The organism is Zavarzinia compransoris (assembly GCF_003173055.1).
In the GTDB taxonomy this organism is placed as follows: domain Bacteria; phylum Pseudomonadota; class Alphaproteobacteria; order Zavarziniales; family Zavarziniaceae; genus Zavarzinia; species Zavarzinia compransoris.
Genome location: NZ_QGLF01000003.1, coordinates 75637 through 96044 on the forward strand (window position 1 = coordinate 75637; position 20408 = coordinate 96044).

The following is a 20408-nucleotide window of genomic DNA, read 5'->3' on the forward strand; positions in this document are numbered from 1 at the left end:
GGGCCCCCATGGCGAAAAACACATCGATCTCCCTTGGCGAACATTTCGCCGATTTCATCGATGCGCAGGTGCGGACCGGGCGCTATGGCTCGGCAAGCGACGTGATGCGTGCCGGCCTGCGCCTGCTGGAAGAGCATGAGATGAAGCTGAAGGCGCTGCGGGATGCACTGATCGCCGGTGAAGAGTCCGGACCGCCCGCCGCTTTCGACAGCGAGGCCTTCCTCAGCCGCATGCACGCCAAGCATGCCCGCTAGCCCGTGCCCTTATCGTCTGCATCCCTTGGCGGCGGCTATTTCAAATATGCCGTTGGCTCGCACGTCATTTTCTATACCAGGACGGACTCCGGCATCGACATCGTGCGCGTGCTGCACAAGCGCATGGACATGGGCCGGCATTTGTGACGGCCGATAGAGGGAGGCTCCCTCACACGCCGGCATTGCAGGCTGACCGGCTTGTGGCTAATTTTGGGGTATGAACGACTTCTCCTATATTCATGTCCGTTGGCTCCATTCATCCTCTGATTTTCCAGTGGATCTGTGGTGCGAACTCGATGCCGATCGGCAAGAGGTCCGAAAGGTCGAGATTTGGCTCGACGGACGGGTAGGCTACGTCTCCCTTGCGGGCGGTACCAGGGATACGGAACTCAGTCAGGATCCGGTCCCTTCCATGGAAGACCTTGATCTGGACCCGGAATTTCAAGCCGAGGCGATCACAAAAGCCGATTTTGAAACATGCTGGATCGACGCCACCGGCAAGACTTGAGCCGGGTCGATCTCACCGAAGCGGAACGGCACAGTCTCAAGAGGCTGCAGCGGTCAGCCGGCGAACAGCGTCAAGCATTCTCGGGCGGGGCGGAAACCGCTTTGCCGTCCGAGGGCGCCTATCCGGCGGCGTGAACCCGAAGGCAGCTGTCCGCCGACAGCCGCCCGAGCAGTTCGACCAGGTCGTCCTGTCGCAAGCCGACGCAGCCGGCCGTGAGCCCGCCGTCGTCCCGCTTCAGGTGCATGAAGATGGCGCTGCCGCGGCCGGGCACCGGCGGGTCGTCGTTATGGCCGACGACGACGACGAGGTCGTAGAGGTGATCCTCGCGCCACAGGTCCTCGTGGCTGGCGGCGAAGGGCTTGGCGACCAGCCGGTTGTAGGCGGGATGGTCCGGCGCGTCGCACCAGCCGTCCTCGGGCCGGATCGCCTGCACGGGCAGGGGCCCGGGCGGCGCCGGCAGGCGGTCGGCGCGATAGAGAACGCGGCGCAGGGGCCAGCGCCCGGCCGGCGTGGCGCCGTCGCCCTCGTGCTTGTCGCGCAGGATCCCGGCCCGGCCGAGACTGGCCGCATAGGTCCGGCCGCCGTGGACGACCCGCCCGTCGGCAAAGACTTCGATATCCATCGGCGGAGTATAGCCCGCCCCACCCGCCTTGATCCAGATCACGGCACGGGGGGGCCGCCGCCCCTACCTTGCTGCCATGCCCCGACTGGAGATCCGTCCCATGTCCATCGCCGACCATCACCCCGCCCTCCTCACGACCGAAGACGAGAAAGAGGCCAAGGGCGGCGTCATCGCCCCCCTGCTGATGGGGGCGGCCTTCGTCGTGATCGCCCTGTTCGGCGCCTTCCTTGCCGCCCGGGCCCCGGACCAATACGGCTATGTCGCCGGTTTCGGCTTCATGACCTTCGGCTTCCTGATGAGCATGCGCTATTTCTCGCGCCGGATCTAAGATCCGGTCAATTCAGTCCCGGCGCAGCAGCTTCCAGCCGACGAACCAGCCCGCCCCGACCAGCAGCACCGCCAGATAGGGGCTCAAGCCCCCGGCGAGACCGATCCCGGCGATCACGCTGGGGACCAGGATCAGGGCGATGGCGCCGGTGTTTTCCGGCGCCTCGTAGCCGGTCTTGCCGTTGCGCACGGCGGACAGGATCACCACCGCCAGGCCGTCCGGGTCCGGGCAGGCCTCGCCGTCCAGCCGGGCGCGGCGCAGCAGGTTGGCCAGTTCCGCCGGGCCGCCGTCGGTGCGCAGGATGCGCCGGCAGATCATGGGCACATCCTCGCCCTCGCCTTCGATCAGGTCGCCGAGGGCAAGGTCGCGGCCGCCGTCGCTGCCCAGCGGCCAGCCGGCAAGGCGGCGGATCCTGGCATCCAGGTTCCGGTCGCGCGGGTCGGCTTGGCTGATCGGGTCCATCGGGCACTCCGAACGTTCACCCCACCATCACAGGCCCTTTCCCCTCCGCTTGTCGAGCCCTGATCTCAGGGACGGGCGGGAATTCGGTGATCGCGCTTGCGCATCCCGCCCAAGTGTTGCATTCCGACCGGGTTAAAGACTCTGGGGATGAACATGCCCGCCTATCGCTCCCGCACTTCCACCCATGGCCGCAACATGGCCGGCGCCCGCGCCCTGTGGCGCGCGACCGGCGTCAAGGAGAAGGACTTCGGCAAGCCGATCATCGCGATTGCCAATTCCTTCACCCAGTTCGTGCCGGGCCATGTCCACCTCAAGGACCTCGGCCAACTGGTGGCGGCGGAAGTGGAAAAGGCCGGGGGCCTGGCCAAGGAATTCAACACGATCGCCGTCGACGACGGGATCGCGATGGGCCACGACGGCATGCTCTACAGCCTGCCGTCGCGCGACATCATCGCGGATTCGGTCGAATACATGGTGAATGCCCATTGCGCCGACGCGCTGGTCTGCATCTCCAATTGCGACAAGATCACGCCCGGCATGCTGATGGCAGCGCTCCGCCTCAACATCCCCACCATCTTCGTCTCCGGCGGGCCGATGGAGGCCGGCAAGGTGAACTGGAAGGGCAAGGTGCTGGCGGTCGATCTGGTCGACGCCATGGTCGCCGGCGCCGATCCCAATGTCACCGACGAGGAAAGCCTCGCCATGGAACGCTCCGCCTGCCCGACCTGCGGGTCGTGCTCGGGCATGTTCACGGCGAATTCGATGAATTGCCTGACCGAGGCGCTGGGCCTGTCGCTGCCGGGCAACGGCACCATCGTGGCCACCCACGCCGACCGCCGCGACCTCTTCCTCTGGGCCGGGCGCCTGATCGTCGATCTGGCCCGCTCCTATTACGAGGGCGAGGACGAACGGGTGCTGCCGCGCTCGATCGCCGGCTTCAAGGCGTTCGAGAATGCCATGACCCTCGACATCGCCATGGGCGGGTCGACCAACACGGTGCTGCACCTCCTGGCCGCCGCCCATGAGGCCGGCGTCGACTTCACCATGAAGGACATCGACCGCCTGTCGCGGAAAGTCCCCAACGTCTGCAAGGTGGCGCCGGCCAAGCAGGACGTCCATATCGAGGACGTGCACCGCGCCGGCGGCATCGTCGGCATCCTGGCGGAACTCGACCGCGGCGGGCTGATCCACCGCGACGTCGGCACCGTCCACGCCTCCAGCCTCGGCAAGGCGATCGACAAATGGGACGTGGCGGGCAAGGCCTCGGACGAGGTCCGCACCCTGTTCCGCGCGGCCCCCGGCGGCGTGCCCACCCAGGTCGCCTTCAGCCAGGACCGGCGCTTTCCCGACCTCGACCTCGACCGCGAGGCGGGCGTCATCCGCGACGTCGACCACGCCTTCTCGAAGGACGGCGGCCTTGCCGTCCTCTACGGCAATATCGCCCTCGACGGCTGCATCGTGAAGACCGCCGGCGTCGATCAATCGATCCTGACCTTCACCGGCCCGGCGCGCATCTTCGAAAGCCAGGATGCGGCGGTCGAGGCCATCCTCGGCGACCGGATCGAGGCGGGCGATGTCGTCGTCATCCGCTACGAGGGGCCGCGCGGCGGCCCGGGCATGCAGGAAATGCTCTATCCGACCAGCTACCTGAAGTCGAAGGGCCTGGGCAAGGCCTGCGCCCTTCTCACCGACGGGCGCTTCTCGGGCGGGACCTCCGGCCTCTCCATCGGCCATGCCAGCCCCGAAGCGGCCGAGGGCGGCGCCATCGGCCTGATCGAGGAAGGCGACACCATCGTGATCGACATCCCGAACCGGGTGATCAAGGTCGCAGTCGCGGACGAGGTGCTCGCCGCCCGCCGCACCGCCATGGAGGCCAGGGGGGCGGACGCCTGGAAGCCGGCGGCACCCCGCCCGCGCCGGGTCACCGCCGCGCTGAAGGCCTATGCCGCCATGGTGACCAGCGCCGCCCGCGGCGCGGTGCGCGACGTCTCCAAGCTCTGATCGCCGTCGTTGACGGCCCTTCCCGTCCCTGTCACACAGGGGACGGGAGGGGCGTCATGCTGCGTATTCTGGTCATCGCCGCCGCGCTTGCGGTTTCGGCCTGCGCCGCCGCACCGCCCCCGCGCGAAGCCGCGGCGGTCCCCGCCCCCGCGGTCACGCCGCCGGTGCCGCCGCCCGCCCCGGGGCGCAGCACCGCCGCCGCCGACCGCGACTGCCTGATCGTCGCCATGTTCTACGAAGCGGGCGGCGAAGGCGCCGAAGGGCTGGCCGCGGTCGGCCATGTCGTCCTCAACCGGCTGGACGACCGCCGGGCCGGCACCACGATCTGCGACGTCGTCTACGAGAAAAGCCAGTTCGGCTGGACCCGCAAGCTCCGGCGCGAGGCGGTGTCCGCCGCCATCGGCACCAACCAGCGCTGGCAGAATGCGGCGATCATGGCCGAGGCCGTGCTCACCGACACGGTGAAGGACCCGACCCGGGGCGCCCATTCCTTCTATTCCGTGTTCCAATACCGGAAAAAGCCGCGCTGGGCCCGCAACCTCGAGGTCACGGTGCGCATCGGCAATCACGTCTTCATGCGCTGAATCGGGGTTCAGAACCCGGCCAGCCACAGGCCCGTGGCCATCAGGATATTGGCGATCGGCACTCTGCCGGCGGTTATGGCCGCCCGCACCTCGGCCCGGGACAGGGTGACCAGCCGGGCCTCCTCCAGATCGCCGGAATCGGGCGCCGCCACCGGCACCGCGCGGGCGGCATGGAACAGATGGGCGGTGCAGCCGTGCATATTGGCCATGGCGACATAGGATTGCACCAGCCGCCAGCCTTCGGCCCGATAGCCGGTTTCTTCCAGCAATTCGCGCCGGGCCGCCTGTTCCGGCGTCTCGCCCGGGTCGATCATCCCGCCCGGCAGCGACAGGCAAAGGCCGCCGACGCCATGGCGGTATTGTTCCATCATCACCAGATGGCCCTCGACGGTTTCCGCCAGGATCAGGGCATAGGGCGCGATCTCGATCTGGTGGAATTCCTCCACCACCTTGCCGTCCGGCAATTCCAGCCGGTCGACATGGACCGACAGCCAGGGCCGCCGCTCGTAGACCGTGCGGCGGTCCAACCGTTTCCAGGCCTGCATCACTGTCCCTTATACGCAATATGCCAGAGGGTGCCGCCGGCATCGTCGGCGACCAGAAGCGCGCCGTCCGCCGCCACGGCAAGACCGGCCGGCCGGCCCCAGACCGAGGCCCGCCCCGGCCCGCCCGGGGCATCGGTGCGGAAGCCGTCGACGAAAATCTCGTAGCGGTTGGCGACCGGGCGGCCGCCGGCGAAATCGACCCGCGCCACCTGATAGCCGCGCGCCACGCCCGCATTCCACGAGCCGTGCAGGGCGACGAAGGCATCGCCCTGATATTCGGCCGGGAAGCGGTCGCCGGTGTAGAAGACCAGGCCGAGGGGGGCCGAATGGCTGCGGAACAGCACCTCCGGCTGCCGGCTTTTCGCCACAAGGTCGGGCCGGCGGTCGCCGAAGCGGGGATCGGGCAGGCCGAGATAGGCATAGGGCCAGCCATAGAACCCGCCCTCCACCACTTCCGCCAGATAATCCGGGACGAGATCGTCGCCGAGCCCGTCCCTTTCGTTGACCACGGTCCAGAGCGCGCCGGTCTCGGGATGGACCGCAAGGCCGACCGGGTTGCGCAGGCCGGCGGCGAACGTCGCGCCCTTGCCCCCGGCGGCATCGTAGCGGCGGATGGTGGCGCGGGGCTCCGCCTCCTCGGCGAGATTGCCCTCGCTGCCGATGGCGACGAAGAATTGGCGGCCGTCGGCGCCGAAGGCGAGGTTGCGGGTCCAATGGCCGCCGGTCTCGCCGAAATCGCCCTCGGCGGTGATCCGTTCCGGCGCCTGCGCCGCCGCCGGCCCGGACCGATAGGGCAATTGCCAGACGCCATAGGCATCGGCGATGAACAGCCGGTCGCCCTGGAAAGCCAGGCCATGAGGCAGGTCCAGGCCGGTCACGTAATCGCTGCGCGTCTCGGCCCGGCCATCGCCATCGGCATCGACGAGGCGGGTGATCACGCCGTCCCGCGATTGCGCCAGCAGCACCGCCCCGTCCGGCGCCACGATCAGGGCGCGGGCATGGCTCAGGCCGTCGGCGAACAGGGTGGCGTTGAAGCCGGGCGGCACGCTTGGCACCGCCCCGGCCGGCCGGTCGACCTCGCGCGGGGCATTATAGGCGCTCGAGGTCGCATGGGGCGGGGGCAGGCCGGCAGGATCGACGGCGATCGTCTCGCCCGGGGCGGCCAGGGCCGGCCCCTGCGCGGCCAGGGTCACGATCACCGCGGCCACGGCACAGGAAGCCGTTAACCTTATGGCCCTATGATCGGGGCTATGGCCGCATCGATCGCTTCTCCCCGTCCGCTTCATCGCCGTCATCTGCTGGCCCTCGCGCTTGGCGCCGCGGCCGCGTCTCTCGTCCGCCCGCGCACCGCCGGGGCGGAAGCGGCACGCGACGGCAGCGACACCATCGGCTCCATCGTGATCCTGGCGCCATTGAACGTCAGCGTGGTACGGAAAGGCAAGGTCAGGGCGATCATCACCCTGGTCCCCAATATCGATGTCGCGGACGAGGTCTTGCGCGGCAAACTAGTGCGCGAAGTGCCGCGGATCCGCGACGCCTATCTGCGCAGCCTCGATCCTTATGTCGACCGGATCGACCTGAAACAGGCGCCCAACATCGCCCGCATCACGGAGATGCTTCAGCGCGCGACCGACGATCTCTATGGCGCGGGCAACACCAAGGTCCTGATCACTCATGCCACCATGCGGCGGACCGGCTGAGGCCCGACCCGCCGCCAGCGGCCGTCAGTTGGTGAGCGCGCCTTCGACGCCGCCTTCGCCGAACAGCAGGACCTTGCCGTCGCCCCGCTCGAACAGGGTGGCGAGGGCGGTCCGTTCCGCCCGCTTCACCTGGGTGAAGGTGACGCCCCGGTCCTTCGAGACCAGCACCGCGCCCTCGAGGCCGACCAGCATGACCGAACCGTCGCGCAGCTGCCGCCCGGCCTGCAGCGAGGCGGTGGTCCCGGTCGGGGATTGCGACCAGGTGGCGCCATTGTCGGCGGTGCGCCAGACATTGCCGCGCAGGCCCATGACCAGGACCGAACCGTCGTCGAGCGCCAGCACGTTCCAGAACGAGCCGCTGTAGGGCGTCTCGATATCCTGGACCGCCGACATCTCGGCATCGGTGACGAAGACATGGCCCGCCTCGCCGGCGATCCAGACCTTGCCGTCCTTGGCCCGGGCGAGCGCATTCATATGCATGTCGAGATCGCCGATGGTCCTGGTGGTCCAGGTCTCGCCGCCGTCGGCGGTGACCTTGACCAGGCTGTAGGCGCCGACGGCGAAGCCCGAGTTGGCGTCCTTCATGAAGACGTCGAACAGCGGGGTTTCGGCCTGCGGATCATATTGCACCAGCTTCCAGGTGCTGCCGCCGTCGGTCGTCTTCAGGATGGTGGCGTCATGGCCGGTGATGAAGCCGGTCTTGTCGTCGACGAAGCGGATCGAGGTCAGGGTGACGTTCACCGGCGTCTTCACCTGGGTCCAGGTATTGCCCTGGTCGGCGGAGACGAGGACATGGCCCCAGGCGCCGGCGCCCACCAGCCGGTCGCCGACCTGGGCGACCGCATTGATCAGCGTATCGGCGGCCAGCGGCACGGCCATCGACGGGATCGGCTTCAGGTCCGCCTCGTTCTCCTGCGCGACCTCGGCCCGGAGCGACGCGGGGGCGGCGGCGAAAAGCGCCAGCGCGCCGACCGCGGCAAGGGCGGCGGCGGACAGGCGGCGCGACGGAATGGTGGCAATCGGCATCAAGCTCTCCCCAGCGAATTCTTCGTCGTTGGTCGACGTATCTAACAGGCTTCTAGCCCGAGTTGGCGCGCATTTCAACGGATGCAGGCGCCAACCCGGGCCGGAAGCGACGAATCCCGATCAGAAGATATAGGAAACGCTGAAACCGACGAAGTCGCGGTCGATATAGGGGTTGCGGGCGCCGCCCGTGCCGCCGCCGCCGCCCCAGCTCTTGAAGTAGTTCACGTTCACCGACCACTGGCTGAGATATTCGAACTTCAGGCCGAAGTTCATCGAGGTCACGCTCTTGGTGAAGCCCGGGTTGGGCGCCGGCGTGATGCCGAACAGGCCGTGGGAGAAGCCGATCGACGGCGTCATGGTGACGCCGGTGAAGATATTCGGGTAATCCCAGAAGAACAGGCCCTGGACGCCGCCCGACCAGCGGGTGGGCTGCTTGCCGGTTTCCGGGAACATGGGCCCGAGGCTGGGGGCCTGGATCGGCGGCAGGATATCCGCCGGCCCGATCGACAGCGACCGGGTCTGGAAACCCGAGAAGCCGTTCTGGCCATAGGAGGCATATTGGAAGCCGTCCTTCAGGTCGATGTAGAGCGCGCCGAACTCGACCAGGGCGAAGAGCTGATTCGCGCCGAGCAGGCTGGTCAGCCAATCGGTGCCGCCGCGGATCTGGGTGAAGCGGATCGCCGCCTGCCAGACGTCGTGGCGGAGGTCCAGGGTAAGCTGCCGGCCCGGGCGGAACTCGTTGTCGAACGACTGGAAGCTGGTGTCGAGCAGCGGCGCGATGCCCGGGTTCTGCACGCCGAGGGGGGTCGGCGCCTTGGTCGCCTGGTCGATCGGCACGCCGCCGCCGCCGTCGTAGACGCCGGCGAGGAAGGCCGGCTCCGAGATCCAGACCGGGGCGTCGTGCTTGTAGCTGATCTCGGCATTGATCGCGACGCCGAGGGGATCATAGGTGGTGTTGAAGGCAAAGCCGATCATGTCGATGCCCGACGGGTAATACATCTCGATCTCGCCGTTCTCGAGATTGGTGATCACCGTCGAGCGGGGCGCCGTGCCATAGGGCGGATCGATCAGCTGGGACGTGAGCGGCCCGGTCAGGGCGCCGGCAAGATTGCCGATCGGCCCGCCGAGCAGCCCTGCGAGCGCCGAGCCGAGGGCATCGAGCTGGCCCTGGGCGACGGTGTCGAGCAGCCCGTCGACCAGGTTGGGCGCGAGCGAGACGAGATTCAATTCGCCGGTGCCCGGGGCATACTGCTGGGGCGCGGTCGCCCGCAGCGACGGCAGGCGCGAGGTATAATTGATGTAGTAGAGCTGGAATTCCGTATTGTTGAGTTCCGGCACGAAGTAACGCAGCGCGACGCCCCAGTCGTTGACGTCCGGGTCGTCGTTCTGCTTCAGCGGCGCGTTGATCGCGATCATCGTGCTGTTCGGATCGTCGTAATCCTGCGGATTCAGCCCGGTTTCCGTGGTGTAGGACCGGGGGTCCATCGGATCGGTGAAGCTCGAGGCGTATTTGACGCCGTCGCAGAAATTGTCGGTGAAGGAGAAGAAACTGCCGCAGGCATCGAGCTTGTAGGGCTCGAAATCGAGCTGGTAGAAACCCTCGATCGACAGGCCGCTGGCCAGTTCGTAACCGAGCACGACCATGGGCACCGGGATCAGGGCGTCCTTCAGCTCGGCGCCCGGGGTGCGGATCTTGCCGACGTCGATCGGGTTGATGACCGAAATGCCGTTGATGGTGAACAGCGCCTCGCCCCAGTTCAGGATCTGGCTGCCGATCTTCACGTTCAGGTTACGGTCGAAGACGGAGAAATTGGCGCCGATGTAATAGTCGAGAATCTTGGCGTCCCAATCGGCCTTGTTGTCGGCCCCCTCGGGATAGCGGCCGCTGGTATAGGGGCGCAGTTCCGGCTGGAAATCGGCCAGCTCGTTCCTGGCCGCGATCGAATCGTAGAAGGCGACGCCGCGGGTGAACATGAAGTAGTTCTGCCACTTCAGGCTCAGTTCGGCGGAGGCGGTCGTGATCTGGCTGATCGCGTCGTATTTGTCGAAGTTGAAGTTGCCGTCGTCGTTGCCGGCCGAGATCAGCTTGCCGCCGTAGTAATAGCCGTAGTTCCGGGGATCGCGGTCGGCCATGCGGAACTGGGCCCCGGTCGACAGCGACACGATCAGCGAGCCGCTGATCTCGTCGGTGACGTCGAATTCGAGTGCCCAGGCGGTGGCGCCGAGGCCGGCAACCAGCGCCGCGGCGGCCGTGGCCATGGCCAGGCCGCGACCCCAGCGACGGGACCCGGTGCAACGCCGGTCGAGATGATGATGGTTCCTGGTCGAGCGCGGCGCGACGGCCCCGGCCCTTGCGCTGTTCCGCGCAATCCGCATGTCACTTCCCCCCTTTACGCCGGACAGGCTGCTGGCTGTGCTGTCCTGCGTTTCCTTCCCGTGGTCTTTCGGCCTGCCGTTCGTTGCGGCTTGCCTTCTGCGACCCTTGCCGCCTGCCCCGGCCGCACTGGCGGCGGCCTTATTACGGCGGCTTATTTTGTCATCGTGATTGAAGCGAAGCCCGGGCAGGAGCAAAAGAGGACGATTGTCCCAATTCGAGGCGGAATATAAAAAAAGGGCGCGGCCGGCGCCGCGCCCTTCTTGTTTTGGTGCGATCCGTGAAGATCAGCGGGTGCCGAGACGGCGCACCGCGTCCGGGGTGAACTGGTTCGGATCGACGTCGGTCGCATTCAGGTTGAACTGCTTCTCTTCGTTCTTCAGCGCGAAGACGATGTAGCGGCCCGACTGCAGGTCATAGGTGACTTCGAGCGCCGAGGAGCACAGCGGCAGTTCGTAGGCGTTCGAGATCGGGCCTTCCTGCACGCGGTAGAGTTCGCCGCGCTTGTCGTAGATGTCGACCTGGGCGATGTTCCAGCTGTCCTCGTCGAGATAGAAGGTGCGGCGGCCGAAGACGTGCGACGAGCCTTCCTTCAGCTTCGAATCGACCACCCAGGCGCGGTGCAGCTCGTAGCGGCCGTAGTCCGGGTTCAGGGTCGAGGGGGTCAGCAGGTCCTTGTACTTCGCGTCGACCGCGTAGTTGTTGTAACCCATGTAGATTTCGCGCTTCGGCAGCAGCTCGAAATTGTAACGGTCGGTGGCGCCGTTATACATGTCGAACTGGTCGGTGGTCGCGAGACCGTCGGTGTTATAGAGCGGGTTGTCGTAGGCCAGTTCCGGGGCGCGCAGGATGCGGCGGGTGCCGGGGTTGTAGGCCCAGGCCTGGCGGGGCATTTCCTTGGCGTTGATGGTGTCGTGCACCAGGATCACGCTGCCGGCGAGGCGGGCCGGCGAGGTCGTGATGTTGATGTAGGAAATGCCGATGTTCTTCAGCTGCTTGATATCGCTGACGTCACCGACGGTGGCGAGACCCGGGCCGTTATAGTGGAAGATGCCGAAGTCTTCGTTCTTGAACAGGGTGAAGGAGCCGTCGCGGTTGACCGCGGCCGAGGCGAAGTAGCGGCGGAACTTGAAGCCGCGATAGCGCAGGCGGTGGTTCCAGATCGCCTCGACGCCGTTCTGCGGGATCGGGAACGGATTGCCGAGCAGCGCGTCGTTCAGGCCGTTGTTGTCCTCGGTCAGGGTCGCGGTGGCGGCGTTCTTCTTGTTCGCCTCGTAGACCCGTTCCGGCAGCGCGCACGAGCGGCGGGTCTGGAACACGCGGAGTTTCGCGGTCGGATAGAGCTTGAGCACGGCGATGGAGCCGGCCGAGAGCTTGTCCTTGTACTGGTCGACGTTCTTGCCGTCGATGACGAATTTCACCTGGTCGCCCGGGAACGGATCGACATATTTGCCGCCGGGGGTATAGCCCGCGGGCGGCTTGGTCAGGCCGCCGTCCCAGGCCGGGATGCTGCCGTCGGCGTTGCCCGCCTTGATGGCGCCCATCGGCGTCAGGTCCTTGCCGAGACGATCGGCTTCCGACTGCGGCACCTTGGCGAAGGCCGGGGCGCCGGCGAGGCCCGCCAGCATCAGGCCGGCAAGGGCGGCCGAAACGAGTCTCATTCTTGTCTCCTCCATGAAAGCTGCCCGTTGGCGCTTTTTTTAGAACTGGTAGTTAAGCGTTACGCCAACAAAGTCACGATCGACGTAAGGGTTGCGCGACCCGGCCGTGCCGCCGCCGCCGCCCCAACTCTTGAAGTAGTTCACGATGACCGAGGTATTGCCCAGATACTCGGCCTTGACCTGGAAATTGACCGAGTGAACGCTTTTGGTGAAACCGGGGTGCGGCTGCGGCGTGGTGCCGAACAGGCCGGACGAGAAGCCGATGGCGGGCGTAAGCGTGACGCCGGTCAGGATGTCCGGGTAGTCCCAGAAGATCAAGCCCTGCACGCCGCCCGACCAGCGGGTGGGCGCCTTGCCGGTTTCGGGGAAATAGAAGCCGTCGATGCCGTAGGGCGGCAGGTCCGTCGCCATCAGCGGCGGCACCACGGCCAGGCCGGCGACGGTCAGCGGCTGGGTGCCGAAGCCGGTATAGGTGAACTGGCCGGCCGAGGCGTATTTCCGCCCGTCCTCGAGATCGAAATACATGGCGCCGAATTCGACCAGCGCGGTAACGCCCGAGGCGCCCAGCAGTTCGGTCAGCGTATCGGTCGACGCGAACAGCTTCATGAAGCGCAGCGACGCCAGCCACATGTCGTGCTTCTTATCGAGATAGACGGTCTCGCTGCCGGGGCCGGTCGGGCGCGGCGTCTCGCGGCCCGGGACATTGACATAGGGGGCGATACCCGGGTTGGTCGAGGGCAGGCCGAGCGCGGTGATCGGCGCATCGGTCACCGGGTCGATCGGCACGCCGCCGGCGGCATTATAAGTCGTCACCAGGAAGTCGGTCTCGGAGACGAAGACCGGCACATTGTGCTTGTAGGAAATCTCGAAGTTGATGGCGAGACCGGTCCATTCCTCCAGCGTGTTGAAGGCGAAGCCGATCATCTCGATGCCGGAGGGGTAGTATTTGTGGATGCTCGAATTCTCGATGTTGTCGAACACCGCCGAGCGCGGGAAGGTGCCGTAGGCACCGCCCTCGCCGTTGCCGACGAGGCCGTTCACCACCGGCTGGGCCAGGGGATTGACCAGGGCCGAGAGGACGTCGGTCACCGTGCTGCCGACCGGCGACTGCAACAGGCCCGAGAGTTGCGAGGCGAGCGCGCCCAGCTGGGGCGTCGTCAGGTTGCCGACCACGCCGCCGAGCACGTCCGGCAGGGCGGTGACGAGATCGGTCGCCGCCACCTGGCCGGTGCCCGCCCCCCGGTTCACCACCGCCTTGATCGCCGGCAGGCGGCTGGTATAGCGCATGTAGTAGAACTGGAACTCGGTATTGTTCAGTTCCGGGACCATGGCGCGCAGTGCTACGCCCCAGTCGTTCACCGAATTCGGCTTGTCGTCGACGAGGCGGAAATTGGCGGCCACGGCGCGCGGCCCGCCCAGGCGGTTCGGCTGGCCGTAGGGGCCGGTGTCCTGGCCGAGGCCGCCGTTGAAGGCGCGGCTGTCGCCATAGTCGGCCAGGGTCGAGATGCCCATGGCGCCGTCGCACAACGCATCGGTGAAGGAGAAGAAACTGCCGCAGGCTTCGAGCTTGAACGGCTCGAAACCCCATTGGTAGAAGGCTTCGAGCGAGACGCCGTCGAAAAGATCGATCGAGTTCGAGATCATCGGCACCGGGATCAGGGCGTCGCGCAGTTCGGCGCCGGGCACGCGGATCTTCGAGACGTTGATCGGGTTGATGACCGAAATGCCGCCGATGGTGAACAGGCCCTCGCCCCAGTTCAGCACCTGGTTGCCGATCTTCACGACGCCGTAGCGGTCGCCGAGCTGGTAATTGTAGCCGATGAGGTAATCCAGCATCTCGGCGCCGTAGCGCGCGTTTTCCTGCGCCTTCGGATTATATTCGCCGCGATAAGGCCGTTCGGCCGGGCCGTTGTCGGACAGGTTGTTGAAGTCGGCGATCGAATCGTAGAACGCCGTGCCGCGGGCATAGAGGAAGAAGTCCCGCCACTTCAGGCTGATCTCGGAAGTGACGGTCGAGATCTGCGAGAAGACGTCGTATTTGTCGAAATTCAGGTTGCCGTCGTCGGTGCTGGCCGCATGCCCGCTGCCGCCGTTGTAAAGGCCGACATTGCGCGGATCGCGGTCCGAAACCCGCATCTGGAAGCCGGTGGACAGCGAGGTGATGACCGAGCCCGAAATCTCGTCCGACAGGTCGAATTCGACAGCAAGGGCGGGAATCGCCACGCACAGCGCCACCGCCGCGGTCATGGTGCCGCGCAGCAGCAGGCGGCGCCGGCGGCCGGCCGCCGCGTCGATCCCGCCGGTTGGCGCTGGCGTCATTTTTTTAAGTGCGGATTCCGGCTGCACGCAATGCGCCGGCGCACCGCTTTCCGCGGTCCCCATCCTGGCTACTCCCCTCACCACTCTGCACCATCGGCATCGCCCCCGGCATCATTGGCCAGGGGCAATGCCCCGCCCGCTTATATCCACGGGCAGTTTGTTTAACGCATAGCGGGGGCGGGATGTCCCGTCAAAAAAAAACCGAGCGGCGCATTAATGCGCCCATTCCGGTTTGACCATCGTCAAAATCAGAATCAGCGTCATTTTCCACACCGGATCAGAAGACATAGGAGGCGGTGATCCCGACATAGTCGCGGTCGATATAGGGATTGCGCGAGCCGCCGCCCCCGCCGCCGGCCCCCCAGCTCTTGAAATAGGACAATTGCACCGAATAGGCGCCCAGGTAGTCCGCCTTCAGGCCGAGGAAGATCGACGTCTGGCTTTTGGTGAAGCCCGGGTTGGGCGCCGGCGTGGTGCCGAACAGCCCGGTCGAGAAGGCGAGGAAAGGGGTCAGGTTGATGCCGGTGTCGAAGGCATTCGGATAATCGGCGAAGGCGACGCCCTGCAGGCCGCCGGACCATTGGGTGGGCGGCTTCCAGGTCGCCTGGACCCGGGGATCGCCCTGGGCCGGCAGGTCCTGGGCGGGGACGACCTCGACCCCCGGCACCAGCTGCAAGGGCCGGGTGCGGAAGCCGGTGAAGCCGTTCTGGCCATAGGCGGCATAGTCGTAGGGCCCGTCCGGATCGATATCGATGTGGATCGCCGCCGCTTCCAGCAGCACGGTCATGGCATTGGCGCCCAGGGCCGAGACCAGCCAATGGGTGGTCGGCAGGATCCTGGTCGCCCGAATATTGGCGTTCCACATGTCATGGCGCTCGTCGAGGGTCAGGTGCAATTCGCCCCGGGCGGTCTCGTCGAAGGGATAGCCGGTCTCGACATAGGGCGCGAAGCCGAAAGCCTCGCCCGCCAGCAGGGGATTGCCGCCAGCGTAATTGTAGACGGTGAAGGTCAGGGTCGGCTCGGACATCCAGACCGGCACATTGTGCTTGAAGGAAATCTCGCCGTTGAGGGCGATGCCCAGCGCATCCAGCGTCGTGTTGAAGCTGAGGCCGACCAGGTCGATGTCGTCCGGGTAATAGAGGGTCAGGGTGCCGTGGTCGAGATTGTCGAGCACGGTCGAACGCGGCAGGGTGCCGAAGGCGGTGCTCGGATAGGGCAGGCCCAGGATCGTGCCGGTCTGCGGGTTGCGGTAGTTCGAATAGGCGCGGATCGAGGGCAGCCGGCTCTGGTAATGGATGTAGTAGAGGCCGAATTCCGTATTGTTCAGGGCCGGCGCGAAATAGCGCAGCGCCACGCCCCAATCGGTCTGGCTGCTGTCGTCGTCGACCGTGGTATCGGCCGAGATCCCGTCATAGGCCGCGCCATTGTCGTTCGGGTCGTTCCTGCCCTTGTAGTAGGACCGGGTGTCGAGGAAATCGGTGCCGACGCCAACGCCCCTGGTGCCGTTGCAGAATGTATCGGTCGCCGAGAAGAAGCTGCCGCAGGCTTCGAGCTTGTAGGGCTTGAAGCCGAAGGCGACGAAGCCCTCGACCGACAGGCCCTGGAGCAGGGAATAGGACGCGGACAGCATGGGGACGGGGATCAGGGCATCGCGCAATTCCGCCCCGGGCACCCTGATGCGGGCGACGTCGATCGGATTGATCACCGAGATCGCGTTGATGGTGAACAGCGCCTCGCCCCAGTTAAGCACCTGGTTGCCGGCCCGGACCGTCAGGGCGCGGTCGAAGACGGTGAAATTGCCGGCGACATAGGCATCGAGCAAGGTGGCGTCGTAACGTGCCTGGGCCTGGCCGTCATGGCTGTAGGACCCGCGCCCCCCCCGCTCGGGCGGGCCGTTCACCGCCAGGTCGTTGCGGTCGGCGATATAGTCGTAGAAGGCGGTGCCGCGGACATAGGCGCTGTAATGCCGCCAGCGCAGGTTGATCTCGCTCGAGACCGTGCCGACCAGGGTCAGCAGGTCGCCCCGGTCGAAATTCAGGTTGCCGTCGTCATTGCCCGCGGTCGGCATGGTGCCGCCGTTGGTGAGGCCGACATTGCGCGGATCGCGGTCGGCCATGCGCACCTGGGTGCCGACCGAAAGCGCGGTGATGATACTGCCCGTCACCTCGCCCCATTCGACCTCGACCGCCCGGGCGATCCCCCCGGCGAGCAGGGCACCGCCCAGCGCCGCCGCCGCGGCGACGCGGAACGCCGATCCCCCCGCAACACGAAGGCCCCTCACCCCGGGCCGGCACCGACGATCGACCATCCCCGTTCCCCCTGATGGCGGGGCCGGCTGCCGGTCGTGACGCCGAGTTGCGCCTGTTCGCCCCGCTGCGCATTATTCGCGCTTTCAATGCGAATTGTTTCACAGGCGGCGGTATGCTGTCGCGGGCAGATGGCGCCGCTTTCCGGGCAATCGGGACCAATGCGGGCCGATCGCGGGAGACGAGCAAAGAAAACGGGCGGCCCTGCGGCCGCCCGTCTGGAACGCCGGGCGATCAGCGGGTGCTGAGGCGGCGCAGCGCGTCGGGGTTATAGCGCTCGGGCTGGAGTTCGGTCGCGTTGAACTCGATCGGCGCCTCTTCCATGTTCATGGTCTGGGCGAGATAGCGGCCGGATTGCAGATCGTAGTCCACTTCGAAGATGATGTTGCAGGACTTGGCGTCGTAATACTGGATCAGCGGCGCATCCTGCACCCGCCATAATTCGCCGCGGGTATCGTAGAGCGAGACGTTGGTGAAGGTCCAGCTGTCCGCATCCTGGAAGATCACGCGCTTCGAATACTGGTGACGCGCGCCTTCCCGCAGGCTCGCCTCGACCACGTTCACCCGCTGCAGCTCGTAACGCATGACATCCTGGTTCGGATGGCTGGGCGTCAGGAATTCCTTGTAGGTCGAGTTGTTGGCCCGGTAGGCGTTGTAACCGATATAGGCTTCCTGCTTGCCGAGCAGTTTCCAGTTATAGCGCTCGGGCGAGCCGTTCATCACGTCGAACTGGTCGATGGTGGTCAGGCCGTCGGCGTTGGTGCCCGGATTGTCGAAGGCGAGGTCGGGGGCGCGCACCACGCGGCGGGTGCCGGGGTTGTACTGCCACGCCTGGCGCGGGCCCTGGCTGTCGTTGATGTTGTCGCGGACGAGGATGATCGAGCCGGCGATGCGCGCCGGCGCCGTGGTCATCGAGAGATAGGTGATCCAGACGTTGTCGAGCTGGGAGAGACTGGCGGCATCCCCCTCGGCGCGCAGGCCCGGGCCCATGTAGTGCAGGATGCCCTCGTCCTGGCTCTTGACCAGATTGTAGTCACCGCCGCGGGTCACCGCGGCCAGGGCGAAGGCACGGCGGAACTTGAAGCCGAGACGCGGGCGGAAACGATGGTTCCAGAAGAATTCCACCCCTTCTGTCGCGAGCGGGAAGGGCACGCCGACGAGGCCTTCCTCGAGGCCGTTGCCGTCCGCCGTCAGCTTGGCGATTTCGGCGTTCTTCTTGTTCGCGTCGTAGATCTTCTGCGCATAGGCGCAGGACCGCCGGCTCTGGTAGACGTTCATCTTGTAGGTCGGATACGTCTTCAGCAGGGCGATCTGCCCGGGCGACAGATTGGCCTTGTACTGGTCGACGTTCTGGCCGGTGATGGTGAACTTCACGGGATCGGAGGCGAAGGGATCGACGAGGCGCTTGCCCGGGACGAAGCCCGCGGGCGGCGTCTGCAGCCCGCCGTCCCAGGCCGGAATCGTGCCGTCGCTGCTGCCCGCCTTGACCGAGCCCATGGGCGTCAGGTCGCTGCCCAGCCGCGCGATCTGGTCGGCACCGCCCTTGGCAAGCGCCGCGCCGCTGCCCGCGGCAAGACCGATGGTGAGCCCAAGATACGCCAAACGTTTCATGTTCTTTCTCCCGGTTGGGCCGCGTTCCCGCGCGGCCCCCTTATCGTTTTTCGTTCGGTGCGTTTGTCTTTTTCCGCCGGTTCAGAACGAGTAGGACACGGACATCTGGAAGAAGTCCCGGTCCAGCAGCAGGTTCTGGCGGCCCCCCCCGAAGTACGACGTGTAACCGATGGAGCCACGCCAGGCGAGCAGGTAGTCGGCGTCGAGCTGGAAGGTCAGCGCGCTGGCGTTTTCGACATAGCCGCCGGTCATCGGGGTATTGCCGACGAGACCGGCCTGGTAACGGATGCTCGGCGTCAGGTTGGCGCCGAAGAGCGCGTCCGGATAGGAAGCGACGACGGTCGCGGTCACGCCGAGCGAGAAGTCGGTGGCCGGCTCGTATTTCGAGGTCACCGGATCGGTGGCGGTGCCGTCGCCGCCGGTGCCGTTGCCCGGCGCGTCATAGGCGAGGATGCTCTTGTCCGGCAGGTCGACGTAGACGCCGCCGAATTCGACGATCGCGGTGGTCGAATTGGAGCCGAACAGGCGGCTCGGGGCGTCGGAGGCGCCGAACTGCTTCAGCCCGCGCAGCATGAAGGTATAGACGTCCTCGCGGGTAAAGCCGTCGATCTGGAGGCCCGGCATATTGGCGGTCCAGCCGTTCACCGCGCTCCACTGGTTGGCGCGGCCGACCGCGGCGCAGGGGACGCGGGCGCCCGGGTTGGTGGCGGCGCAGACCAGGGTGGTGGCCACGGTTTCGCCGTCGACCAGGATCGGCTGGTCGTGCATCCAGGTCGCTTCGCCCGCGACCGACAGGCCGAGGCTGTCGATCGAGGTGTTGAAGCTGGCGCCCAGCATCTGCACGTCCTGCGGATTGACCAGCATGACGCGGCTGTTGTTGATGTTGACCGCGACCGAAGTCGCCGGGCTGCCCGGGAAGGCCGACAGCGGCAGCAGGGTGCTGGCGACGCGGAAGGTCGGCACCGGCGAGCGCGCCGTCACATTGGCGAAATAGAGGCCGAATTCGGTATTGTTCAGCTCGGGCGAGAAATAGCGCAGCGCGGCGCCGAAGTTGCGGCCGTTGGAATTCTCGGTCGAGCCTTCGAGGCTGCGCTGCACCGACAGGCCGCCGGCGCCGCTGGCCAGGCTGACGTCGTAATCCTGGCTGAGGCCGGTGCCGACGCCGCCGCGGCCGCCGACGTCGGTGGTCGAGAAGAAGCTGCCCGCCGGATCCGACCGGCTGGAGCGGAAGGCGAACTGGTAGAAGGCTTCGACGCCGAGGCCGCCGCCGACGTCATACTGCACGAAGGCGGCCGGCATGGAACGCACGGCATCGCGCAGTTCGGCACCCGGCAGGCGCAGCTTGGCCTGGTCGAGGGAATTCACCTGGACGAGGCTGAGCGGCGAGAACAGCGCCTCGCCCCAGGAAATGGTCTGCTGGCCGAACTTCAGGGTCAGCTGCTGGTCGCCGATATCGAACTGGCCGCGCACCCAGGCGTCCATCAGTTCGTAGCCGAGATAGGAGGCGTTGCGCGCCGCGTCGGTCTGGCGGCCGTTGAGGTCGCGGTAATTGTTGACGCCGCCGTTCCGCGCGAAGTCGCCGTTGTCATAGACCGTGTCGTAGAAGGCCTGGCCGCGGATATAGGCGGTGAAATTCTGCCAGCTCGCCGTCGCCTCGCCCTGCACGCGGATCGGCGCATAGACGAAGTCGCCCTTGTTGAAGTTCAGGTTGCCGTCGTCGACGTTGCAGGTGGTCGACGGGATGCCCGAACCGCCCGGATTGTTCTGGGCGCAGACGAGACGCGAATCGCGGTCCTCGGTCCTGATGCCGAAGCCGGCGGAGACCGTCACCTGGGTTTCGATCGAAACCTCGCCCACGTCGAAATTCGCCGCCTGCGCGGCGCCCCCGGCCAGCACGGCGGCAACGAGCGCGGTCGCGCTGATGCCCAGGGCGCCGACGCCCATCTGGCGCACACGACGGATCTGTTCGTTGTTCAACTTGCCCTCCCACCCCATGGCCCTGGTGCCCCGGGCCCAGGTTTGTTATCGGCGCTCTCGCCTATTGCATTGCAGCAATGCTGTTACTGCATGACACGTTTACCCGACACCGTTCCCAAAACGGTGTCAA

Annotated in this window: 18 protein-coding genes; 7 read left to right on the forward strand and 11 right to left on the reverse strand. The window is 66.4% G+C overall.

Annotated features, from left to right (window positions below):
- The first annotated feature begins 8 nt into the window (after positions 1–8).
- The 3 genes from DKG75_RS10935 to DKG75_RS22730 all read left to right on the forward strand — a co-directional run bounded on the left by DKG75_RS10935 (position 9) and on the right by DKG75_RS22730 (position 762).
- Positions 9–254 carry a type II toxin-antitoxin system ParD family antitoxin gene (locus DKG75_RS10935; protein ID WP_109921159.1) on the forward strand — a complete coding sequence of 82 codons (246 nt, stop codon included), beginning with the start codon at positions 9–11 and terminating at the stop codon, positions 252–254.
- A gap of 3 nt (positions 255–257) precedes the next feature.
- Positions 258–401: a type II toxin-antitoxin system RelE/ParE family toxin gene (locus DKG75_RS23860; protein WP_109921160.1), complete on the forward strand. Its 144-nt coding sequence runs from the start codon at positions 258–260 to the stop codon at positions 399–401.
- A gap of 70 nt (positions 402–471) precedes the next feature.
- On the forward strand, positions 472–762 hold the full coding sequence (locus DKG75_RS22730; protein ID WP_133637026.1) for a DUF6881 domain-containing protein: 291 nt from the start codon (positions 472–474) through the stop codon (positions 760–762).
- Between the two features lie 118 nt (positions 763–880).
- On the opposite strand, the gene DKG75_RS10950 is transcribed toward DKG75_RS22730, so the two are convergent.
- On the reverse strand, positions 881–1384 hold the full coding sequence (locus DKG75_RS10950; RefSeq protein ID WP_109921162.1) for a L,D-transpeptidase family protein: 504 nt from the start codon (positions 1382–1384) through the stop codon (positions 881–883).
- Between the two features lie 100 nt (positions 1385–1484).
- Between DKG75_RS10950 and DKG75_RS10955 the strand changes: the two genes are divergently transcribed.
- Complete coding sequence (locus DKG75_RS10955; RefSeq protein WP_109921163.1) at positions 1485–1712, forward strand: hypothetical protein; 228 nt, start codon at positions 1485–1487, stop codon at positions 1710–1712.
- A 12-nt stretch (positions 1713–1724) separates the two neighbouring features.
- On the opposite strand, the gene DKG75_RS10960 is transcribed toward DKG75_RS10955, so the two are convergent.
- Positions 1725–2174 (reverse strand): hypothetical protein, encoded by a 450-nt coding sequence (locus DKG75_RS10960; protein ID WP_109921164.1) that lies wholly within the window; start codon positions 2172–2174, stop codon positions 1725–1727.
- A 153-nt stretch (positions 2175–2327) separates the two neighbouring features.
- Between DKG75_RS10960 and ilvD the strand changes: the two genes are divergently transcribed.
- Both ilvD and DKG75_RS10970 read left to right on the forward strand, forming a co-directional pair.
- The gene (gene ilvD, locus DKG75_RS10965; RefSeq protein ID WP_109921165.1) at positions 2328–4175 is read left to right on the forward strand and encodes a dihydroxy-acid dehydratase; all 1848 of its coding nucleotides are present in this window, start codon (positions 2328–2330) and stop codon (positions 4173–4175) included.
- Positions 4176–4231: 56 nt separating this feature from the next.
- Positions 4232–4759 (forward strand): cell wall hydrolase, encoded by a 528-nt coding sequence (locus DKG75_RS10970; protein WP_109921166.1) that lies wholly within the window; start codon positions 4232–4234, stop codon positions 4757–4759.
- 8 nt (positions 4760–4767) lie between these two features.
- Here DKG75_RS10970 and DKG75_RS10975 read toward each other — a convergent pair whose 3' ends face one another.
- Positions 4768–5304 (reverse strand): NUDIX hydrolase, encoded by a 537-nt coding sequence (locus DKG75_RS10975; protein ID WP_109921167.1) that lies wholly within the window; start codon positions 5302–5304, stop codon positions 4768–4770.
- A complete protein-coding gene (locus DKG75_RS10980) occupies positions 5304–6512 on the reverse strand; it encodes a PQQ-dependent sugar dehydrogenase (RefSeq protein ID WP_166646558.1) in 1209 nt (402 codons plus the stop codon). The genes DKG75_RS10975 and DKG75_RS10980 overlap by 1 nt, the downstream gene beginning before the upstream one ends.
- Before the next feature lie 42 nt (positions 6513–6554).
- Here DKG75_RS10980 and DKG75_RS10985 point away from each other — a divergent pair, with 42 nt between their 5' ends.
- Entirely contained in the window at positions 6555–7004 is a 450-nt protein-coding gene (locus tag DKG75_RS10985) for a hypothetical protein (protein WP_109921169.1), read from the forward strand.
- A gap of 24 nt (positions 7005–7028) precedes the next feature.
- On the opposite strand, the gene DKG75_RS10990 is transcribed toward DKG75_RS10985, so the two are convergent.
- From DKG75_RS10990 to DKG75_RS11020, 7 genes are all read right to left on the reverse strand, one after another.
- Positions 7029–8030 carry a WD40/YVTN/BNR-like repeat-containing protein gene (locus tag DKG75_RS10990; protein WP_109921170.1) on the reverse strand — a complete coding sequence of 334 codons (1002 nt, stop codon included), beginning with the start codon at positions 8028–8030 and terminating at the stop codon, positions 7029–7031.
- Positions 8031–8150: 120 nt separating this feature from the next.
- The gene (locus DKG75_RS10995; RefSeq protein ID WP_166646557.1) at positions 8151–10289 is read right to left on the reverse strand and encodes a DUF1302 domain-containing protein; all 2139 of its coding nucleotides are present in this window, start codon (positions 10287–10289) and stop codon (positions 8151–8153) included.
- 402 nt (positions 10290–10691) lie between these two features.
- Positions 10692–12065: a DUF1329 domain-containing protein gene (locus tag DKG75_RS11000; RefSeq protein ID WP_109921172.1), complete on the reverse strand. Its 1374-nt coding sequence runs from the start codon at positions 12063–12065 to the stop codon at positions 10692–10694.
- A 39-nt stretch (positions 12066–12104) separates the two neighbouring features.
- Entirely contained in the window at positions 12105–14384 is a 2280-nt protein-coding gene (locus DKG75_RS11005) for a DUF1302 domain-containing protein (RefSeq protein ID WP_166646556.1), read from the reverse strand.
- A 277-nt stretch (positions 14385–14661) separates the two neighbouring features.
- On the reverse strand, positions 14662–16692 hold the full coding sequence (locus tag DKG75_RS11010; RefSeq protein ID WP_109921174.1) for a DUF1302 domain-containing protein: 2031 nt from the start codon (positions 16690–16692) through the stop codon (positions 14662–14664).
- A gap of 232 nt (positions 16693–16924) precedes the next feature.
- Positions 16925–18301 carry a DUF1329 domain-containing protein gene (locus DKG75_RS11015; RefSeq protein ID WP_109921175.1) on the reverse strand — a complete coding sequence of 459 codons (1377 nt, stop codon included), beginning with the start codon at positions 18299–18301 and terminating at the stop codon, positions 16925–16927.
- An 81-nt stretch (positions 18302–18382) separates the two neighbouring features.
- A complete protein-coding gene (locus DKG75_RS11020) occupies positions 18383–20278 on the reverse strand; it encodes a DUF1302 domain-containing protein (protein ID WP_166646555.1) in 1896 nt (631 codons plus the stop codon).
- Positions 20279–20408 lie beyond the last annotated feature (130 nt).

Bases quoted from the DNA above. Each gene is read 5' to 3' on its own strand.
- DKG75_RS11005 (WP_166646556.1), bottom strand. From the start codon at position 14,384: ATGACGCCAGCGCCAACCGGCGGGATCGACGCGGCGGCCGGCCGCCGG.
- DKG75_RS10950 (WP_109921162.1), bottom strand. From the start codon at position 1,384: ATGGATATCGAAGTCTTTGCCGACGGGCGGGTCGTCCACGGCGGCCGG.
- DKG75_RS11015 (WP_109921175.1), bottom strand. From the start codon at position 18,301: ATGAAACGTTTGGCGTATCTTGGGCTCACCATCGGTCTTGCCGCGGGC.
- DKG75_RS10960 (WP_109921164.1), bottom strand. From the start codon at position 2,174: ATGGACCCGATCAGCCAAGCCGACCCGCGCGACCGGAACCTGGATGCC.
- DKG75_RS10985 (WP_109921169.1), top strand. From the start codon at position 6,555: ATGGCCGCATCGATCGCTTCTCCCCGTCCGCTTCATCGCCGTCATCTG.
- DKG75_RS22730 (WP_133637026.1), top strand. From the start codon at position 472: ATGAACGACTTCTCCTATATTCATGTCCGTTGGCTCCATTCATCCTCT.
- DKG75_RS10935 (WP_109921159.1), top strand. From the start codon at position 9: ATGGCGAAAAACACATCGATCTCCCTTGGCGAACATTTCGCCGATTTC.
- DKG75_RS11000 (WP_109921172.1), bottom strand. From the start codon at position 12,065: ATGAGACTCGTTTCGGCCGCCCTTGCCGGCCTGATGCTGGCGGGCCTC.
- DKG75_RS10975 (WP_109921167.1), bottom strand. From the start codon at position 5,304: ATGCAGGCCTGGAAACGGTTGGACCGCCGCACGGTCTACGAGCGGCGG.
- ilvD (WP_109921165.1), top strand. From the start codon at position 2,328: ATGCCCGCCTATCGCTCCCGCACTTCCACCCATGGCCGCAACATGGCC.
- DKG75_RS11010 (WP_109921174.1), bottom strand. From the start codon at position 16,692: ATGGTCGATCGTCGGTGCCGGCCCGGGGTGAGGGGCCTTCGTGTTGCG.
- DKG75_RS10995 (WP_166646557.1), bottom strand. From the start codon at position 10,289: ATGGCCACGGCCGCCGCGGCGCTGGTTGCCGGCCTCGGCGCCACCGCC.
- DKG75_RS10970 (WP_109921166.1), top strand. From the start codon at position 4,232: ATGCTGCGTATTCTGGTCATCGCCGCCGCGCTTGCGGTTTCGGCCTGC.
- DKG75_RS10955 (WP_109921163.1), top strand. From the start codon at position 1,485: ATGTCCATCGCCGACCATCACCCCGCCCTCCTCACGACCGAAGACGAG.
- DKG75_RS10990 (WP_109921170.1), bottom strand. From the start codon at position 8,030: ATGCCGATTGCCACCATTCCGTCGCGCCGCCTGTCCGCCGCCGCCCTT.